At 40.8% G+C, this 17,986-nt stretch carries 9 protein-coding genes, 20 tRNA genes, 3 rRNA genes and 2 riboswitches; of the genes, 29 read left to right on the top strand and 3 right to left on the bottom strand.

The features are described 5' to 3' along the window. Window positions 1-24: 24 nt before the first annotated feature. A complete protein-coding gene (locus tag ACUN0F_RS30010; protein ID WP_445540677.1) occupies window positions 25-3,069 on the bottom strand; it encodes an efflux RND transporter permease subunit in 3,045 nt (1,014 codons plus the stop codon). Window positions 3,070-3,800: 731 nt separating this feature from the next. Here ACUN0F_RS30010 and ACUN0F_RS30005 point away from each other — a divergent pair. The 25 genes from ACUN0F_RS30005 (at window position 3,801) to ACUN0F_RS29885 (ending at window position 12,454) form a co-directional block, all read left to right on the top strand. Beyond that, window positions 3,801-5,352, top strand: a 16S ribosomal RNA gene (locus ACUN0F_RS30005). A gap of 145 nt (window positions 5,353-5,497) precedes the next feature. Continuing rightward, window positions 5,498-8,419: ribosomal RNA gene (locus ACUN0F_RS30000) — 23S ribosomal RNA — on the top strand. A 101-nt stretch (window positions 8,420-8,520) separates the two neighbouring features. Further along, window positions 8,521-8,636: ribosomal RNA gene (gene rrf, locus ACUN0F_RS29995) — 5S ribosomal RNA — on the top strand. Together the 16S, 23S and 5S rRNA genes with 20 tRNA genes alongside form the textbook arrangement of a ribosomal RNA operon. 5 nt (window positions 8,637-8,641) lie before the next feature. Then, window positions 8,642-8,717: transfer RNA gene (locus ACUN0F_RS29990), tRNA-Val, on the top strand. Between the two features lie 8 nt (window positions 8,718-8,725). Further along, window positions 8,726-8,809 (top strand) — tRNA-Tyr (locus ACUN0F_RS29985). 11 nt (window positions 8,810-8,820) lie between these two features. Continuing rightward, a tRNA-Gln gene (locus tag ACUN0F_RS29980) sits at window positions 8,821-8,895 on the top strand. 4 nt (window positions 8,896-8,899) lie between these two features. Then, window positions 8,900-8,975: transfer RNA gene (locus ACUN0F_RS29975), tRNA-Lys, on the top strand. A gap of 14 nt (window positions 8,976-8,989) precedes the next feature. Next, window positions 8,990-9,070, top strand: a tRNA-Leu gene (locus ACUN0F_RS29970). A 29-nt stretch (window positions 9,071-9,099) separates the two neighbouring features. Next, a tRNA-Gly gene (locus ACUN0F_RS29965) sits at window positions 9,100-9,174 on the top strand. A gap of 16 nt (window positions 9,175-9,190) precedes the next feature. Continuing rightward, a tRNA-Leu gene (locus ACUN0F_RS29960) sits at window positions 9,191-9,279 on the top strand. A gap of 3 nt (window positions 9,280-9,282) precedes the next feature. Further along, a tRNA-Arg gene (locus tag ACUN0F_RS29955) sits at window positions 9,283-9,356 on the top strand. A gap of 10 nt (window positions 9,357-9,366) precedes the next feature. After that, window positions 9,367-9,440, top strand: a tRNA-Pro gene (locus ACUN0F_RS29950). 15 nt (window positions 9,441-9,455) lie between these two features. Continuing rightward, window positions 9,456-9,528 (top strand) — tRNA-Ala (locus tag ACUN0F_RS29945). Window positions 9,529-9,548: 20 nt separating this feature from the next. Continuing rightward, window positions 9,549-9,641 (top strand) — tRNA-Ser (locus ACUN0F_RS29940). A gap of 58 nt (window positions 9,642-9,699) precedes the next feature. Further along, window positions 9,700-9,792, top strand: a tRNA-Ser gene (locus ACUN0F_RS29935). A gap of 23 nt (window positions 9,793-9,815) precedes the next feature. Beyond that, window positions 9,816-9,892 (top strand) — tRNA-Met (locus ACUN0F_RS29930). Between the two features lie 3 nt (window positions 9,893-9,895). Next, window positions 9,896-9,971 (top strand) — tRNA-Asp (locus tag ACUN0F_RS29925). 8 nt (window positions 9,972-9,979) lie between these two features. Beyond that, window positions 9,980-10,055, top strand: a tRNA-Phe gene (locus tag ACUN0F_RS29920). Window positions 10,056-10,064: 9 nt separating this feature from the next. After that, window positions 10,065-10,137 (top strand) — tRNA-Thr (locus tag ACUN0F_RS29915). A gap of 6 nt (window positions 10,138-10,143) precedes the next feature. Further along, window positions 10,144-10,214 (top strand) — tRNA-Trp (locus ACUN0F_RS29910). A gap of 11 nt (window positions 10,215-10,225) precedes the next feature. Next, window positions 10,226-10,302: transfer RNA gene (locus ACUN0F_RS29905), tRNA-Ile, on the top strand. An 8-nt stretch (window positions 10,303-10,310) separates the two neighbouring features. Further along, window positions 10,311-10,385, top strand: a tRNA-Asn gene (locus ACUN0F_RS29900). Window position 10,386: 1 nt separating this feature from the next. Beyond that, window positions 10,387-10,458, top strand: a tRNA-Glu gene (locus ACUN0F_RS29895). Between the two features lie 130 nt (window positions 10,459-10,588). After that, window positions 10,589-11,008, top strand: coding sequence for a CBS domain-containing protein (locus ACUN0F_RS29890; protein WP_087985846.1), 420 nt, complete (start codon window positions 10,589-10,591; stop codon window positions 11,006-11,008). Between the two features lie 294 nt (window positions 11,009-11,302). Next, entirely contained in the window at window positions 11,303-12,454 is a 1,152-nt protein-coding gene (locus tag ACUN0F_RS29885; protein WP_445540676.1) for a DUF3965 domain-containing protein, read from the top strand. A 228-nt stretch (window positions 12,455-12,682) separates the two neighbouring features. Here ACUN0F_RS29885 and ACUN0F_RS29880 read toward each other — a convergent pair whose 3' ends face one another. Both ACUN0F_RS29880 and ACUN0F_RS29875 read right to left on the bottom strand, forming a co-directional pair. Continuing rightward, window positions 12,683-13,021 carry a hypothetical protein gene (locus ACUN0F_RS29880; RefSeq protein WP_075312195.1) on the bottom strand — a complete coding sequence of 113 codons (339 nt, stop codon included), beginning with the start codon at window positions 13,019-13,021 and terminating at the stop codon, window positions 12,683-12,685. A gap of 5 nt (window positions 13,022-13,026) precedes the next feature. Further along, the gene (locus tag ACUN0F_RS29875; RefSeq protein ID WP_001056052.1) at window positions 13,027-14,187 is read right to left on the bottom strand and encodes an SH3 domain-containing protein; all 1,161 of its coding nucleotides are present in this window, start codon (window positions 14,185-14,187) and stop codon (window positions 13,027-13,029) included. Window positions 14,188-14,456: 269 nt separating this feature from the next. After that, a riboswitch (TPP riboswitch) is annotated at window positions 14,457-14,568 on the top strand. Window positions 14,569-14,628: 60 nt separating this feature from the next. Then, window positions 14,629-14,731: riboswitch (TPP riboswitch) on the top strand. Window positions 14,732-14,813: 82 nt separating this feature from the next. Here ACUN0F_RS29875 and tenA point away from each other — a divergent pair. Genes tenA through ACUN0F_RS29855 form a run of 4 tightly spaced genes read left to right on the top strand, consistent with a single transcriptional unit; the run spans window position 14,814 to window position 17,977 of the window. Beyond that, window positions 14,814-15,509, top strand: a complete 696-nt coding sequence (gene tenA / locus ACUN0F_RS29870; protein ID WP_000666832.1) for a thiaminase II — start codon at window positions 14,814-14,816, stop codon at window positions 15,507-15,509. Then, window positions 15,478-16,227: an ABC transporter ATP-binding protein gene (locus ACUN0F_RS29865; RefSeq protein ID WP_445540675.1), complete on the top strand. Its 750-nt coding sequence runs from the start codon at window positions 15,478-15,480 to the stop codon at window positions 16,225-16,227. The genes tenA and ACUN0F_RS29865 overlap by 32 nt, the downstream gene beginning before the upstream one ends. Further along, entirely contained in the window at window positions 16,227-16,979 is a 753-nt protein-coding gene (locus ACUN0F_RS29860) for an ABC transporter permease (RefSeq protein WP_002006941.1), read from the top strand. Before ACUN0F_RS29865 ends, ACUN0F_RS29860 begins: the two co-directional genes overlap by 1 nt. Further along, window positions 16,976-17,977, top strand: a complete 1,002-nt coding sequence (locus ACUN0F_RS29855; protein ID WP_445540674.1) for an ABC transporter substrate-binding protein — start codon at window positions 16,976-16,978, stop codon at window positions 17,975-17,977. Before ACUN0F_RS29860 ends, ACUN0F_RS29855 begins: the two co-directional genes overlap by 4 nt. Window positions 17,978-17,986: the final 9 nt, after the last annotated feature.

Below are 17,986 nucleotides of genomic sequence, written 5' to 3'. Positions count from 1 at the left end.
ATTCGTGAAGATAACGCTTTTTCTTTAAATATCAGGTGTTTCTGTAGAAGTGCTTATTTTTCTGCGAGAGCGTCTTTTTCTTCCGATTTTATCTAATAGTTCATACATAACTGGAACAACTACTAATGTAAGAACGGTTGAAACTGCTAAACCACCGATGACAACGACTGCCAAACTTTTTGATACCATACTTCCTGCTTGGGATTGGCCGAATAGGAGTGGTAGCATAGCGACGATTGTCGTTATAGCTGTCATAATAATTGGACGTAATCTAGTGGATCCTGCTTCTAGTAAGGCATCTCTTGTTTCCATTCCATGTTCCCGATTTTGTTGCACTCTTTCTATTAATACAATCGCGTTTGTAACGACAATCCCGATTAACATTAATGCACCGATCAAGGAATTTACATCAACGGGTGTTCCTGAAATGATTAATCCTAAAATACCGCCAACAGCAGCTAATGGCAGGGAGAACAAAATTGCAAAAGGAGCCCGCGCCTGTCCGAAGGTGATAACCATAATTAAATATACAATCCCGATTGCAATCCCCATAATTTTGAATAAATCTGTGAAGTTCTCTTGCATAGATTCAGTTGCACCTGCAATAGTTACTTTTGCGCCGCTAGGTAAGTCTAAGTTAGCTATCGTTTCGTTTACTTCTGCGCTTACTTTACTTAAATCTTCATTTGAGGCCTCGGCAGTAATTTGAATCGTTTCTTTTCCGTCTTTATGGAAGACTTCTGTTTGAAGTTGCTTTTCTGAAATAGTTGCGATGTCTTTTAAAGGAATTGGTCCATTGATAGGTGATAGTATGTTTGTGTTTAAAATGTCTTCTTGTTTAGTAATGTTTTCTTTTTTGTGTTCTATTATAATAGTTGTTTTTTCATTATTAATTGAAACTTCACCAATAGGTGATTTCTTCATAAGGAATGCTACTTGTTGTGCTGCTAATTCTGGTGTTAAGCCTAGTTGTTCGGCCTTTGTTTGATCAACATGGATTTGCCATTCTTTCTTAGAGTCTTCTAAATTTGTTTTTACTTTAGAGAGAGCAACCATATCTTTTAGTTTTGTTTCGGCGATAGTAGCAGCCTCTTTTAAATTCGTTTCGTTAGTTGCTGTTACGTTAAATTGCAAATTGTTGCCACCACCAGAGCTTGAATAACTTGTTTTTATATAATCTAGTTCAGCAGGCTCAAAAGCTTTATGTTCTTTCTTTAACTCTTTAATATATTGATCAATATCAGAGCCTTTCTTGAAGACTACAAATATACTGGCAAGATTATTTTTTGTCGTTTGTCCCCATTGTGCATCTTCTGCGCTAGATCCCATTCGTAAAATAACATCTGTTACATCCGAATTAGAAAGTAATTTCTTTTCGAAATCGAAGGCTTTTTGTTTTTGCGTTTCAGGAGCGTAATCAGCTGGGAAAGTCATATTAATAGATAACATTGTGTCGTCTTCAGATTTTATGTTCGCTTTCGGTAGTAATACATAGGCTGCGATTGATCCTGCGAATAATAAAAAGGCGGTAAGTAGAATAATGAATTTATGCGAAAGAGCCCACTTTAATGTAGCGACATATCGTGGTGAAGAACTTGGCTTTTTGTGTTTTGTTTTTTTGAGTAGTAAAAACGCCATAAGTGGAACAACTGTTAGTGCAACGATTAAGGATGATAGTATAGAATATACAACTGCTAATACCATAGGTAACATTAATTTTCCGATTACTCCTGATACGAGGCCGATAGGTAAGAAAACAGCGACTGTTGTTAAAGTAGAAGAAGTAATTGCGACGGCGACCTCTTTCGTTGCATCGAGAATAATATCTTTAGAGAAAGATTCTTTTTGTAAACGACGGAAAATATTCTCGATGACAACGATACTATCATCAACGAGACGTCCAACTGCAACTGCTAAACCACCAAGCGTTAAGGTGTTAAGTGTGATGTTAGATTGGTGTAGTAAAAAGAGTGTTAATAAAATAGATAATGGAATACTGACAACGGCGATGAGTGTCGTTCGGAAGTTACGCAAAAAGATTAAGATAATTAGAGTCGCAGCAATTGCTCCAAGAATTACTTCTTTGCCCATACTAGTAACAGCATTTTCAACTTGCTCATGAGTTGAGGCTAAAAGTTTAATAGAAAACTGATCTTTATATTGTTTACTTATATCTTTGATTTTCTTATCGATTTCCTTTCCGATTGCAACTGCATTTTTACTTGGCTCTTTCATAATGATTAATCCGGTTCCTTCTTCTCCGTTTATATGTGAGATTGTATCGTAGTGTTGTTTAAGTTCAATTTGAGCAACATCTTGTAATTTTACTTGAGGTGCAACGGTTATGTTTTTAATATCATCTACATTTTTTATATCCCCAATGACACGAAGGTTATATTCTTCTTTATTAACGGTAATTGCTCCAGCTGGAGTGGAAGTTTCTTTTCCTTGTAAAACCTTTAATATTTGTTCTGTTGTTACGTTTTTATCTTTTAATTGGTTTGGGTCTAGTATGATAGATAATTCAGAGGCTGATTTTCCGAAAAACATAACGTTGGCAACACCATCAATGCTTTCGAGTTGTGGTACGATTTCTTTTTCGATTTGTTTTTCATCTGCTTTTGAAAATCCGTTTTGCTTCTGGATAGCAATTTGAGCGAGTGGAATCATAGAAGTATTTAGTTGGCTAACTACGGGTTTCATTGCATGTTTAGGTAATTTAATTGTATTAATGGTTTTTTCGACTTCACGTGCTGCGTCTTTCATATCTGCTTTGGATGTATATGTAATGTCGATACGTGATAATCCTTCGTGTGTGGAGGAAGTGATGCCATCAATATGTTCTAAATTACGAAATTGTTTTTCGAGGGGATCAGTTACTTCCTTGGTCATCGTTTCAGCATCAAGCCCTTGAGATAATGTCGTGACAGTTATTGCGGGATTATCGATGCTTGGCAAAAACTCCATCGGCAATTTAGAACCAGAATAAACGCCGAGTATGGAAATGAGAAAAACCATGATAATAATAGCGGCTCGGTTTTTTAATGAAAACTTTGTTAACCTATCCATAAGATAATTCCTCCATTAGTATTTATAGTTTTGTGGGCACTTCCTTACTATATAACAAAAAATGGATATTTTTCATTAATTAAATGTAAAAAAATTCTAACAATAATCTTAAGTTAATGTTTTTGTTGGAATTTCGTTATTTATTCCGCTATTCGCCGAGCGATAAGACTATTACCTAATCGAGCTGTCTGTAAACAACCGATTCGTTCAATTAATAGTTTGTGTGGAGGAACAAAACTAAAAGTCGGCATGTTCGCTTTATGTAGGAAGTGGTGAATCTATTTTTTAGTTTGGATTGATTTGTTTTTATATTGTTAGTCTATAGAGAAGCAAATGATCAGGACGTTAATATAGAAGAGAATGAAAATCTAGGAAGGGGTTATGAAATACAGTTTGGTTAACTAGAGTGTATTGGTATACAATTTAAATAGCTGTTTTCCGTAGATGGGATGAGGCGTCTCTATATAGAAGAAAGTAGGATGGATATTTTTTTGTTTTTTTTAAAAAAACACTTGTTATTTAAAAATCATGATGGTATATTAATAAACGTCGCTGATGCGGAAACGCAGAAAACGACAAAAAAGAAATTTTAAAACTTAGTTGACATCAAAAAACGAAGATGTTAATATAATGAAGTCGCTTTTGGAGTGGCAGACAAGTTCTTTGAAAACTGAACGAAACAAACAACGTGAAACGTCAATTTTTATTTTTAGATGCTAGACAAACTAACTTTATTGGAGAGTTTGATCCTGGCTCAGGATGAACGCTGGCGGCGTGCCTAATACATGCAAGTCGAGCGAATGGATTGAGAGCTTGCTCTCAAGAAGTTAGCGGCGGACGGGTGAGTAACACGTGGGTAACCTGCCCATAAGACTGGGATAACTCCGGGAAACCGGGGCTAATACCGGATAACATTTTGAACTGCATGGTTCGAAATTGAAAGGCGGCTTCGGCTGTCACTTATGGATGGACCCGCGTCGCATTAGCTAGTTGGTGAGGTAACGGCTCACCAAGGCAACGATGCGTAGCCGACCTGAGAGGGTGATCGGCCACACTGGGACTGAGACACGGCCCAGACTCCTACGGGAGGCAGCAGTAGGGAATCTTCCGCAATGGACGAAAGTCTGACGGAGCAACGCCGCGTGAGTGATGAAGGCTTTCGGGTCGTAAAACTCTGTTGTTAGGGAAGAACAAGTGCTAGTTGAATAAGCTGGCACCTTGACGGTACCTAACCAGAAAGCCACGGCTAACTACGTGCCAGCAGCCGCGGTAATACGTAGGTGGCAAGCGTTATCCGGAATTATTGGGCGTAAAGCGCGCGCAGGTGGTTTCTTAAGTCTGATGTGAAAGCCCACGGCTCAACCGTGGAGGGTCATTGGAAACTGGGAGACTTGAGTGCAGAAGAGGAAAGTGGAATTCCATGTGTAGCGGTGAAATGCGTAGAGATATGGAGGAACACCAGTGGCGAAGGCGACTTTCTGGTCTGTAACTGACACTGAGGCGCGAAAGCGTGGGGAGCAAACAGGATTAGATACCCTGGTAGTCCACGCCGTAAACGATGAGTGCTAAGTGTTAGAGGGTTTCCGCCCTTTAGTGCTGAAGTTAACGCATTAAGCACTCCGCCTGGGGAGTACGGCCGCAAGGCTGAAACTCAAAGGAATTGACGGGGGCCCGCACAAGCGGTGGAGCATGTGGTTTAATTCGAAGCAACGCGAAGAACCTTACCAGGTCTTGACATCCTCTGAAAACCCTAGAGATAGGGCTTCTCCTTCGGGAGCAGAGTGACAGGTGGTGCATGGTTGTCGTCAGCTCGTGTCGTGAGATGTTGGGTTAAGTCCCGCAACGAGCGCAACCCTTGATCTTAGTTGCCATCATTAAGTTGGGCACTCTAAGGTGACTGCCGGTGACAAACCGGAGGAAGGTGGGGATGACGTCAAATCATCATGCCCCTTATGACCTGGGCTACACACGTGCTACAATGGACGGTACAAAGAGCTGCAAGACCGCGAGGTGGAGCTAATCTCATAAAACCGTTCTCAGTTCGGATTGTAGGCTGCAACTCGCCTACATGAAGCTGGAATCGCTAGTAATCGCGGATCAGCATGCCGCGGTGAATACGTTCCCGGGCCTTGTACACACCGCCCGTCACACCACGAGAGTTTGTAACACCCGAAGTCGGTGGGGTAACCTTTATGGAGCCAGCCGCCTAAGGTGGGACAGATGATTGGGGTGAAGTCGTAACAAGGTAGCCGTATCGGAAGGTGCGGCTGGATCACCTCCTTTCTATGGAGAATTGATGAACGCTGTTCATCAATATAAGTTTCCGTGTTTCGTTTTGTTCAGTTTTGAGAGAACTATCTCTCATATATAAATGTATGTTCTTTGAAAACTAGATAACAGTGTAGCTCATATTTTTTAATTTTAGTTTGGTTAAGTTAGAAAGGGCGCACGGTGGATGCCTTGACACTAGGAGTCGATGAAGGACGGGACTAACGCCGATATGCTTCGGGGAGCTGTAAGTAAGCTTTGATCCGAAGATTTCCGAATGGGGAAACCCACCATACGTAATGGTATGGTATCCTTGCCTGAATACATAGGGTAAGGAAGACAGACCCAGGGAACTGAAACATCTAAGTACCTGGAGGAAGAGAAAGCAAATGCGATTTCCTGAGTAGCGGCGAGCGAAACGGAACATAGCCCAAACCAAGAGGCTTGCCTCTTGGGGTTGTAGGACATTCTATACGGAGTTACAAAGGAACGAGGTAGACGAAGCGACCTGGAAAGGTCCGTCGTAGAGGGTAACAACCCCGTAGTCGAAACTTCGTTCTCTCTTGAATGTATCCTGAGTACGGCGGAACACGTGAAATTCCGTCGGAATCTGGGAGGACCATCTCCCAAGGCTAAATACTCCCTAGTGATCGATAGTGAACCAGTACCGTGAGGGAAAGGTGAAAAGCACCCCGGAAGGGGAGTGAAAGAGATCCTGAAACCGTGTGCCTACAAATAGTCAGAGCCCGTTAATGGGTGATGGCGTGCCTTTTGTAGAATGAACCGGCGAGTTACGATCCCGTGCGAGGTTAAGCTGAAGAGGCGGAGCCGCAGCGAAAGCGAGTCTGAATAGGGCGTTTAGTACGTGGTCGTAGACCCGAAACCAGGTGATCTACCCATGTCCAGGGTGAAGTTCAGGTAACACTGAATGGAGGCCCGAACCCACGCACGTTGAAAAGTGCGGGGATGAGGTGTGGGTAGCGGAGAAATTCCAATCGAACCTGGAGATAGCTGGTTCTCCCCGAAATAGCTTTAGGGCTAGCCTTAAGTGTAAGAGTCTTGGAGGTAGAGCACTGATTGAACTAGGGGTCCTCATCGGATTACCGAATTCAGTCAAACTCCGAATGCCAATGACTTATCCTTAGGAGTCAGACTGCGAGTGATAAGATCCGTAGTCAAGAGGGAAACAGCCCAGATCGCCAGCTAAGGTCCCAAAGTGTGTATTAAGTGGAAAAGGATGTGGAGTTGCTTAGACAACTAGGATGTTGGCTTAGAAGCAGCCACCATTTAAAGAGTGCGTAATAGCTCACTAGTCGAGTGACTCTGCGCCGAAAATGTACCGGGGCTAAATACACCACCGAAGCTGCGAATTGATACCAATGGTATCAGTGGTAGGGGAGCGTTCTAAGTGCAGTGAAGTCAGACCGGAAGGACTGGTGGAGCGCTTAGAAGTGAGAATGCCGGTATGAGTAGCGAAAGACGGGTGAGAATCCCGTCCACCGAATGCCTAAGGTTTCCTGAGGAAGGCTCGTCCGCTCAGGGTTAGTCAGGACCTAAGCCGAGGCCGACAGGCGTAGGCGATGGACAACAGGTTGATATTCCTGTACCACCTCTTTATCGTTTGAGCAATGGAGGGACGCAGAAGGATAGAAGAAGCGTGCGATTGGTTGTGCACGTCCAAGCAGTTAGGCTGATAAGTAGGCAAATCCGCTTATCATGAAGGCTGAGCTGTGATGGGGAAGCTCCTTATGGAGCGAAGTCTTTGATTCCCCGCTGCCAAGAAAAGCTTCTAGCGAGATAAAAGGTGCCTGTACCGCAAACCGACACAGGTAGGCGAGGAGAGAATCCTAAGGTGTGCGAGAGAACTCTGGTTAAGGAACTCGGCAAAATGACCCCGTAACTTCGGGAGAAGGGGTGCTTTCTTAACGGAAAGCCGCAGTGAATAGGCCCAAGCGACTGTTTAGCAAAAACACAGGTCTCTGCGAAGCCGTAAGGCGAAGTATAGGGGCTGACACCTGCCCGGTGCTGGAAGGTTAAGGAGAGGGGTTAGCGTAAGCGAAGCTCTGAACTGAAGCCCCAGTAAACGGCGGCCGTAACTATAACGGTCCTAAGGTAGCGAAATTCCTTGTCGGGTAAGTTCCGACCCGCACGAAAGGTGTAACGATTTGGGCACTGTCTCAACCAGAGACTCGGTGAAATTATAGTACCTGTGAAGATGCAGGTTACCCGCGACAGGACGGAAAGACCCCGTGGAGCTTTACTGTAGCCTGATATTGAATTTTGGTACAGTTTGTACAGGATAGGCGGGAGCCATTGAAACCGGAGCGCTAGCTTCGGTGGAGGCGCTGGTGGGATACCGCCCTGACTGTATTGAAATTCTAACCTACGGGTCTTATCGACCCGGGAGACAGTGTCAGGTGGGCAGTTTGACTGGGGCGGTCGCCTCCTAAAGTGTAACGGAGGCGCCCAAAGGTTCCCTCAGAATGGTTGGAAATCATTCGTAGAGTGCAAAGGCATAAGGGAGCTTGACTGCGAGACCTACAAGTCGAGCAGGGACGAAAGTCGGGCTTAGTGATCCGGTGGTTCCGCATGGAAGGGCCATCGCTCAACGGATAAAAGCTACCCCGGGGATAACAGGCTTATCTCCCCCAAGAGTCCACATCGACGGGGAGGTTTGGCACCTCGATGTCGGCTCATCGCATCCTGGGGCTGTAGTCGGTCCCAAGGGTTGGGCTGTTCGCCCATTAAAGCGGTACGCGAGCTGGGTTCAGAACGTCGTGAGACAGTTCGGTCCCTATCCGTCGTGGGCGTAGGAAATTTGAGAGGAGCTGTCCTTAGTACGAGAGGACCGGGATGGACGCACCGCTGGTGTACCAGTTGTTCTGCCAAGGGCATAGCTGGGTAGCTATGTGCGGAAGGGATAAGTGCTGAAAGCATCTAAGCATGAAGCCCCCCTCAAGATGAGATTTCCCATAGCGTAAGCTAGTAAGATCCCTGAAAGATGATCAGGTTGATAGGTTCGAGGTGGAAGCATGGTGACATGTGGAGCTGACGAATACTAATAGATCGAGGACTTAACCATATAATATGAAGCAATGTTATCTAGTTTTGAAAGAATATAAAAAACTTGTTGACTTTAAAAGTTAAATAAGTTAAAATGATTCTTGTCTTAAATGAATATAGTCTGGTAATGATGGCAGAGAGGTCACACCCGTTCCCATACCGAACACGGAAGTTAAGCTCTCTAGCGCCGATGGTAGTTGGGACCTTGTCCCTGTGAGAGTAGGACGTTGCCAGGCAAAATGGAGGATTAGCTCAGCTGGGAGAGCACCTGCCTTACAAGCAGGGGGTCGGCGGTTCGATCCCGTCATCCTCCACCATATATGTCGGAGGGGTAGCGAAGTGGCTAAACGCGGCGGACTGTAAATCCGCTCCTTCGGGTTCGGCAGTTCGAATCTGCCCCCCTCCACCATTCTTAATTAATGGGCTATAGCCAAGCGGTAAGGCAACGGACTTTGACTCCGTCATGCGCTGGTTCGAATCCAGCTAGCCCAGCCATTAAGAGCCATTAGCTCAGTTGGTAGAGCATCTGACTTTTAATCAGAGGGTCGAAGGTTCGAATCCTTCATGGCTCACCATTTTAACAAAATATGCGGGTGTGGCGGAATTGGCAGACGCACTAGACTTAGGATCTAGCGCCTTTGGCGTGGGGGTTCGACTCCCTTCACCCGCACTTTTAATAAAATAACTCAAACATGTCTTGCGGAAGTAGTTCAGTGGTAGAATACAACCTTGCCAAGGTTGGGGTCGCGGGTTCGAATCCCGTCTTCCGCTCCAATTTTCAATATGACATGCCGGGGTGGCGGAACAGGCAGACGCACAGGACTTAAAATCCTGCGGTGGGTGACCACCGTGCGGGTTCGACCCCCGCCCTCGGCACCATATGCGCCCGTAGCTCAATTGGATAGAGCGTTTGACTACGGATCAAGAGGTTAGGGGTTCGACTCCTCTCGGGCGCGCTTTTATTAACGGGAAGTGGCTCAGCTTGGTAGAGCACCTGGTTTGGGACCAGGGGGTCGCAGGTTCAAATCCTGTCTTCCCGATATTCCCAAAAACATGGGGCCTTAGCTCAGCTGGGAGAGCGCCTGCCTTGCACGCAGGAGGTCAGCGGTTCGATCCCGCTAGGCTCCACTTTATTTATTATATGTCTCGGAGGTATACCCAAGTTCGGCTGAAGGGATCGGTCTTGAAAACCGACAGGCGGTGAGAATCGCGCGGGGGTTCGAATCCCTCTACCTCCTCCATTTTCTTTTTAAATGGTTTAGATACATATAATAATAAAATTTTTATTTTTTCCTTCATGGAGGTATACCCAAGTTCGGCTGAAGGGATCGGTCTTGAAAACCGACAGGCGGCGAGAGTCGCGCGGGGGTTCGAATCCCTCTACCTCCTCCATTTTTTAAAAAACATTATATTGTCGTGGGGTGGAGCAGCACGGTAGCTCGTCGGGCTCATAACCCGAAGGTCGCAGGTTCAAATCCTGTCCCCGCAACCAAATGGTCCCGTGGTGTAGTGGTTAACATGCCTGCCTGTCACGCAGGAGATCGCCGGTTCGACCCCGGTCGGGACCGCCATTTATGTTGGCTCGGTAGCTCAGTCGGTAGAGCAGAGGACTGAAAATCCTCGTGTCGGCGGTTCGATTCCGTCCCGAGCCACCATTTTTTTATGCCGACTTAGCTCAATTGGTAGAGCAACTGACTTGTAATCAGTAGGTTGGGGGTTCAAGTCCTCTAGTCGGCATCCTTTAGGGGCATAGTTTAAAGGTAGAACTGAGGTCTCCAAAACCTCCAGTGTGGGTTCGATTCCTACTGCCCCTGTAAAAGTGTATGGGCCTATAGCTCAGCTGGTTAGAGCGCACGCCTGATAAGCGTGAGGTCGATGGTTCGAGTCCATTTAGGCCCACCATATATTATTCCGCAGTAGCTCAGTGGTAGAGCTATCGGCTGTTAACCGATCGGTCGTAGGTTCGAGTCCTACCTGCGGAGCCATGGCCCGTTGGTCAAGTGGTTAAGACACCGCCCTTTCACGGCGGTAACACGGGTTCGAATCCCGTACGGGTCATAAAAAAAAGAGTCAGCAATATGCTGACTCTTTTTTATTTTGTGGAATCCTCCTTTATCAACTGATTTTCCTGAAATAAATAAAGGGATTTAGGAAAAGCTATGGTATGTATAAAAAGGAGGAGACAAAAATGACACGAGTGAGAGACTTTATGAGTACTGATGTTGTACATTGTACACCGCTAGACAATGTATATGAGGCTGCTGTAAAGATGAAAGAAGAATCGATTGGATTGATTCCAGTTGTTGAAAATGAGCAAGTTGTTGGGCTTGTTACGGACCGAGATTTAGTTGTTCGTGGGATTGCTGAGAAACATCCTGGATCTAATAAAATTACAAATGTAATGACAACAAACATTGTTTCAGTTTCTCCAGATGAACCTATTGAAAAGGCTACAGAGTTAATGGCACAGTATCAAATTAGACGATTGCCAGTAGTTGAGAGTGGTCAACTCGTTGGGATGTTAGCACTAGGAGATTTAGCTATAAAAGAATCGGCAGATGATCAAGCGGGATTTGCTTTAAGTGAAATATCAGAGCATACGGAATGAAGTGAGACTTTAATTAGTGGAATAAGTTACGTATAAACATCAGATACATTATTCTAGTATATAGGGTTAAGCTAATATGTTAGCATGATGTATCTGAGCCATTATATAATAAGTATACAGTTAGTAATTTCAACAGTTTATTTAAATTTGTCATTCTTAATTTTAAATAAGAGAAAAAATGATATACTGATAGATATAAGTATTATGATAGATTTCGAATATAACAATATTCATTGTTAATGATGTAATAATGGATTAATATTTCCTATGTAGACAAAAGGGAAGGGGAATTATATGAGGGCTGTACAGCGCGATCCAAATTGGAATTTGGTTACAGATACATATATAGAACCAAATAATTTCGCTGAATTATTTTCTTTACTTGTACCTTGTCATCCGAAAGGTGAAGGGAAAGAAAGAACTATATTAGTGTGGAAAGAAAAAGAATTTTATAAAGAAGAAAATTTAGCGGCATTTATCGTATATGGAATGGATAAAGCAAAAAATTTACCACAGTTTCATAAAGATGAAATTCCAACTTTATTACGTATTCTTCGTTTATGCCAAGAGATTGGCTGGTATGAAGAAGCAAATACTTTTATGGTAACTCAAGGACTAGCTGAGTTTGTTCACACTTCATTAGAATATGAAACGTGGGATCTTTTGACACAAGCGGTTGCTTTAAACTATTTAATTATTAAATATCGTATTGGTGAATTAACTGATGAGGATGTAGCAATTTGGGATAGAGTTAAATTTAATGAGAAATGTATAACGGACTGTAAACATTTATTATCCCATAAAGAAGTATTAGAATTTACATTCTTTTATATGTGTAAGAGAGCTAAATCTCTATCAAAAGAGCAATTAAATAGTGATATGATGAGTCTAGCGATGTATTGTAATACGTTTGTATATGACTTATATACACATGACTTATTACGAAAATATCGTAAGTGTACAGACTTCCTATCATACTATGGACCTAGTCAAGCGGTGTTAGCTTGTCAAAGAGCTGTACTTTCTCAAATTTCAGATCGATTAGACCCACTCAAGACTACTCATGTAGATGATTATTTATATGTAATGAAAGATATGATGGAGCATATGACGATAGGAATAATGGATCGATATGATCATTTTATCGGGAAGTTATTATCATATGTGCCATTTTTCGAAATGATTCAAGTTCCACAACATGCGTATTATTGTGAAGAATTATTGTATATTTGTAAGGGCATTGAATATAAAGAAGAAATATTACGCAATTATATATTTATACAATTACATGATTGTTTACCATCATTCTTTAAGCTATTTCTTAAAAATAAACGTTATGCAACAATTCATGATATTCTGTTCTATTGGTGTGATGATGAACAAAGAATGAGCTTAGAGAAAAAATATAATCTTAGCTTTATTTATGAAAAATATGCTTGCGGATAAAAAGCATTTTCTATATAAATTAAAAAGGATCTCAAGTTTATGTGAGATCCTTTTTTTATTAGTAAAGCAAGGAGAACGCAATTAAGACGAGAAATAACATTCCATAAAGGAGAAATTGTGCCGTATTACTTCCTTGTATACCAAAAAAAGTATTTATTTTTGTGTATAAATTCAATATATATTTTATCGGATTATCTTTGAAAGATTGATACACAGTGTCTCCTCTTTCTAAGCTTCTTGTTCGTGTTTTTTTGTATTAGGAACATGAATGTATCTAGCTATGAATAATAAAACAGCCATAAAGAATACAGGAAATACGGTAGATAAATAAAAACCATTACTAATAATATTTGTTATTAGGGCACTTAATAGAAAGATGGCATTATATATATGAGCAATTTTTTGTTTTAGTTGTACTTGAAAGGATTCCATCATAATTTCTAAAGCAACAAAAGCAATGATAATAGATAAAAATACAGTGTTTGTATTGTAAATGATTAAACAACAGATTAAACCTAAAAAGGCGAAGTATTCAATTAAGAGAGGTATATTGATATTGCGTTGCATACAATTTACCTAACTAAATATGGCAGTGGGTTTACTGCATTTGTTTTTTCAAAATTCCATTCTCCATTGTGTAATTCAAAATGAAGATGTTGCCCGTATGAATGACCTGTGTTTCCCATATGACCTACTAATTGTCCAGCTTGTACTTGATCACCAGCTTGTACAGTGCGATCTTTCATGTGTGCATAGACTGTCGTATATAATTTCCCGTTTATTTGATGGGCGATGAACACAACATTGCCATAGCTAGCTGAATAATATGATTTCACAACTTTACCTGCAGCTGCCGCCTGGATCGAGACATTACCTTGAGCTGCAATATCTATACCATAATGCATTTGTTCCCAACGCATATCAAAGGTTGAGCTAATTCTTCCTTGAGTAGGGAATTTGAAAACTGCTGGAATGGAAGTAGGTTGAGCCGTTTGAGCTTGTGATTGCATTTGATTTTGCACCACATAATGTTTTGCCACGTATCCGTATCCTGTGCCAAAACGAATTTTATACCAAGTTCCTACAGTTTCCACTACTTGTATTTGTGTACCATTTTGTAATGAACCAAGTAGTGCACCACTTGTACTAGCGTTGCCACGTACATTAAGTTTAGGTGTTGCAACTGTGTATTTCGTATTAGTTTGAACTGTGATGCCTTTTACTAAAGGTTGTGAACCATTAGATACGAATGCTTTTTGTACGTAACCTGTTTTGCCATTATGTAAAATTTTATACCACTCGCCTTGTTCTTCTTGAATGGTAACGAATTTTCCATTTGGTAATACATCTAAAATTGAAGATTCTAAATTAGGTTCAGAACGAACGTTTAATGCATTGGCATTAACGATGTATTGATTATTAGATTGAAGTTTGTTTTTTAGTAGAATAGCATCTTTTTGTACGTAACCTACTTTATTATTAACGGATACTTTATACCAGCCATTAGTTGTTTCAAGTATGTTCACTTTCGTATTAAAGCGAATTGTATCAATTGAAGAGCTATTTGCGTTATCTTTTGTATGTAAGGCTACTTGATCGACTTTGACATATCCAGTTTTCACATTAGATAATTGTTCAGCGTTGGCTGTTTGTACATTTGTTTCTCCCATAGAAGGAAGTAAAGAGGCAATTGCGACAGTAGTTGCTGTTAAAGCAGTAGCTTTCATATTCATATAATAGAGACCTCCTCTAGTTGTATAGTTGTAATTTTATTATAGTATAAAGATATAATATAGTGGGTGTATTCACATAAATGTAATATGAAATCAATATAAAAATAAATTTTTTGAGGATAATGATTCCTTTTTATCCAATTAATTAGGATAATAATTTCTAACATAGAATATAAGTATTATATAGTTTTGTTATTTTGTTGACAATTGAGAAAATTAAAATAGTTGATGATGTCTTATTACGGTGTTATACTGACAGTGTTAATTTCATAGTTTGCTAGGAGAGCTGGTGTTGCCAGCTGAGAGTAGGCCGTAAGCCTTTGATCCTTTTCATTACCTGATCTAGATTATGCTAGCGTAGGGAAGCAATACGGACACTAATAATGAATCCCCGTTTCTTTGCGTATAGAAACGGGGCTTTTTTGTTTGAAAATTTCATATTGAAACCACTAGGGGTGCTTGTTGTGCTGAGAGAGGAATAATCCTTAACCCTTACAGACCTGATCTAGGTAATACTAGCGAAGGGAAGTGGAGCAACGAATAAATTATAATTTTATTTGCTGTAACCACTTCTTATTTAGAAGTGGTTTTTTATTTAGATATATAAATTGAAAGGGGATAGAGAAATGAAATTTTGCGATAGATTATTAGAAACTGTACAACCAGTTTGGGAGATGAGTCATAATCACCCGTTTGTAGTAGGTATGGGAGATGGCACATTAGAAAAAGATAAGTTTCAGTATTATATTATTCAAGATTATTTATATTTGTTAGATTATGCAAAGCTATATGCGATTGGTGTTGTAAAAGCAACGAATCCACAAGTAATGGGGAAATTTGCTGAACAAATTGATGGCATATTAAATGGAGAAATGACAATCCATAAACAATATGCAAAAAGACTTGGTATTTCTATAGAGGAGATAGAATCTGCAAAACCATCTGCTAAAAATTTAGCCTATACAAATTACATGATGTCTGTATCTCAAAATGGCACACTTGCGGAATTAATAGCGGCACTTCTTCCATGTATGTGGAGCTACTGGGAAATTGGAAAGCGTTTAAACGATATTCCTGGAGCAAGAGATCATGAGTTCTTTGGTGAGTGGATTCAAGGATATAGTTCGGAAGAATACGGTAGCCTTTGTATTTGGTTAATCGATTTATTAAATGAAATGGCAGTTGGAAAGTCTGACAAAGAGCTAGATCGATTAGAGGAGATATTCCTATATTCCAGTCGATTTGAATATTTATTCTGGGATATGTCCTATCGTAAGGAGATGTGGGGATTTGAGGAGCAAGAACATACTACAGTTTCATAATGTTTCTTTTCATTATGATGAGAAACCAATCATCAATGAATTAAATGCTTCTATACAAGATAAAGAGTTTGTAAGTATTATTGGACCGAGTGGATGCGGCAAAAGCACTCTATTTCGCCTTATTACAGGTTTAGAAGAAGCAAGTACGGGACAGATAGAGCTGACAGAAATAAAGAGCCATCCTGTAGGGTATATGCCCCAAAAAGATATGCTCCTGCCATGGAGAACGATTATTGAGAATGCTGCCCTACCGCTAGAGTGCCAAGGTGTACAGAAGAAAGAAGCACAAATAAAGGCAAAGGAACTGTTACATAAATTTGGCTTACAAGGGTATGAGACAAAATATCCGAAAGATTTATCTGGTGGTATGAGACAACGCGTATCTTTTATTCGAACTTTATTAACAGGCGGGGAGATATTGTTGTTAGATGAACCGTTTAGCGCGTTGGACGCTTTAACGAAGGCATCTTTGCAAGAATGGCTGTTTGAACAATGGAAAGAGTGGGAAAAAACAATTTTATTTATCACTCATGATGTGGAAGAAGCGTTGTTTCTTTCTAATCGAATTTTAGTAGTAGAGCAGCAACCGATAACTACTTTAACCGAGAGGGTTGTACCACTTGATCGTAATCGAGCAAGAAAAGATTTATATAAGCCTGAAGTGTTAGCGCTTAAAGATGAGCTTCTTAGTATGTTACAAAGGCAGGTACTCGTATGATGAACCGGTTGAAGGAGCTATTACCTGCCCTTACACTTACTAGTATTTTACTTGCCTTTTGGGAAGTAGGCGCAAGAATCGTAGACGAAATGTACATTTTACCGTCACCGTCTGCAATTGTGATGAAGATCTGGAAACTAAAAGATATATTATTTACGGTTCATTTGCCGGCAACCTTATCCGTCGTTTTAATAGGGGTGGCTATTTCTATCGTACTTGGGGTAGGGCTAGCGATGTTAATGAATGCGAGTAATTGGATGGAGAGAGCATTTTATCCACTATTAGTTGCCTCACAAACGATTCCGATTACAGCGCTTGCTCCGCTCTTCGTTTTATGGTTTGGATATACGATCTGGAGTAAGGTTGTTGTTACTGTTTTAATTACGTTTTTCCCAATTGCGGTCAATACGTATGATGGACTACGCAGTACGAAAAAAGAATGGGAGGAGCTATTAGTTACGTATGGGGCAACGAAAAAAGATGTTTTTCTTAAATTAAAATTGCCGTCTGCTCTTCCTTATTTTTTCTCAGCTTTAAAAATTGCAGTTCCGCTTAGTGTAATTGGGGCAGCAATCGGTGAATGGCTCGGTGCACAAGCTGGGCTTGGATATTTCAGTAAAAGAATGATGACGCAGTTAGACGGAGCAGGTGTATTTGCACCAATTGTATTGTTATCATTATTAGCTATTTTCTTCGTCATACTTATTTCGATTTTAGAAAAGAAATTTATTAGTTGGAGGAAGCATTCATGAAATTTTTAAAACGCATCTTTGTGTTGACATTATTAGTTGCAATGATTACTGGATGTTTTAGTAATTCAGCGTCAGATAAGGGTAAAAAGGAAAAAGAAATAACGGTCATGCTTGATTGGTACCCAAATGCGGTACATAGCTTTATTTATGCAGCAATTGAAAAAGGCTATTTTAAAGAAGAAGGAGTAAAGGTGAATATAAAATTCCCTTCTAATCCGACTGATCCATTAACTTTAGCGGCTGCAGGAAAAGTAACGGTTGGCTTATATTATCAGCCAGATGTTGTCATGGCAAAAGCAAATGAACAAATTCCAGTGAAATCAATTGGAGCTGTCGTACGTTCACCATTAAATCATGTTGTATCGCTGAAATCAGCAGGCATTCAATCGCCAAAAGATTTAGAGGGGAAAACAGTTGGATATTCTGGAACACCTTTAAGTGAGATGTATTTAAAAACGATGGTAAAAGAAGCTGGTGGTAATCCAGATACAGTGAAAGTAGTCGATGTTGGCTTTGATTTAGTACCGGCATTAATTACGAAGAAAGTGGATGCGGTAACAGGGGCATACATTAACCATGAAGTACCTGTTATGCGTCATGAAGGTCATGAACCAGCATACTTTAATCCAGCCGATTACGGTGTACCGAATTATCATGAGCTTGTATTTGTAACAGGTGATAAAACGTTGAAAAAAGATAAAGAAGCGTTGCAAGCCTTCTTACGTGGTACGAAAAAAGGCTATGATTTCATGAAGAAAAATCCGGATGAAGCATTAAATATTTTATTAAATCATCAAGAAAAAGAAAACTTCCCGCTTGTACCAGAAGTTGAAAAAGAAAGTATGAAAATTTTATTAGAGAAGATGGAAACGAAAGATGAGCCATTCTTATCGGATTCAAAAGAGTCATGGGAGAAACAAAATAAATGGCTGAAAGATAAAGGAATGACGAAAGAAATCATTCCGGCTGAGGAATTATTCGAAAACATTTTAAAGTAGGCGAATGAA

Source organism: Bacillus sp. 1A, assembly GCF_052682215.1.
This window is presented reverse-complemented; position numbering and strand designations above follow the sequence as displayed.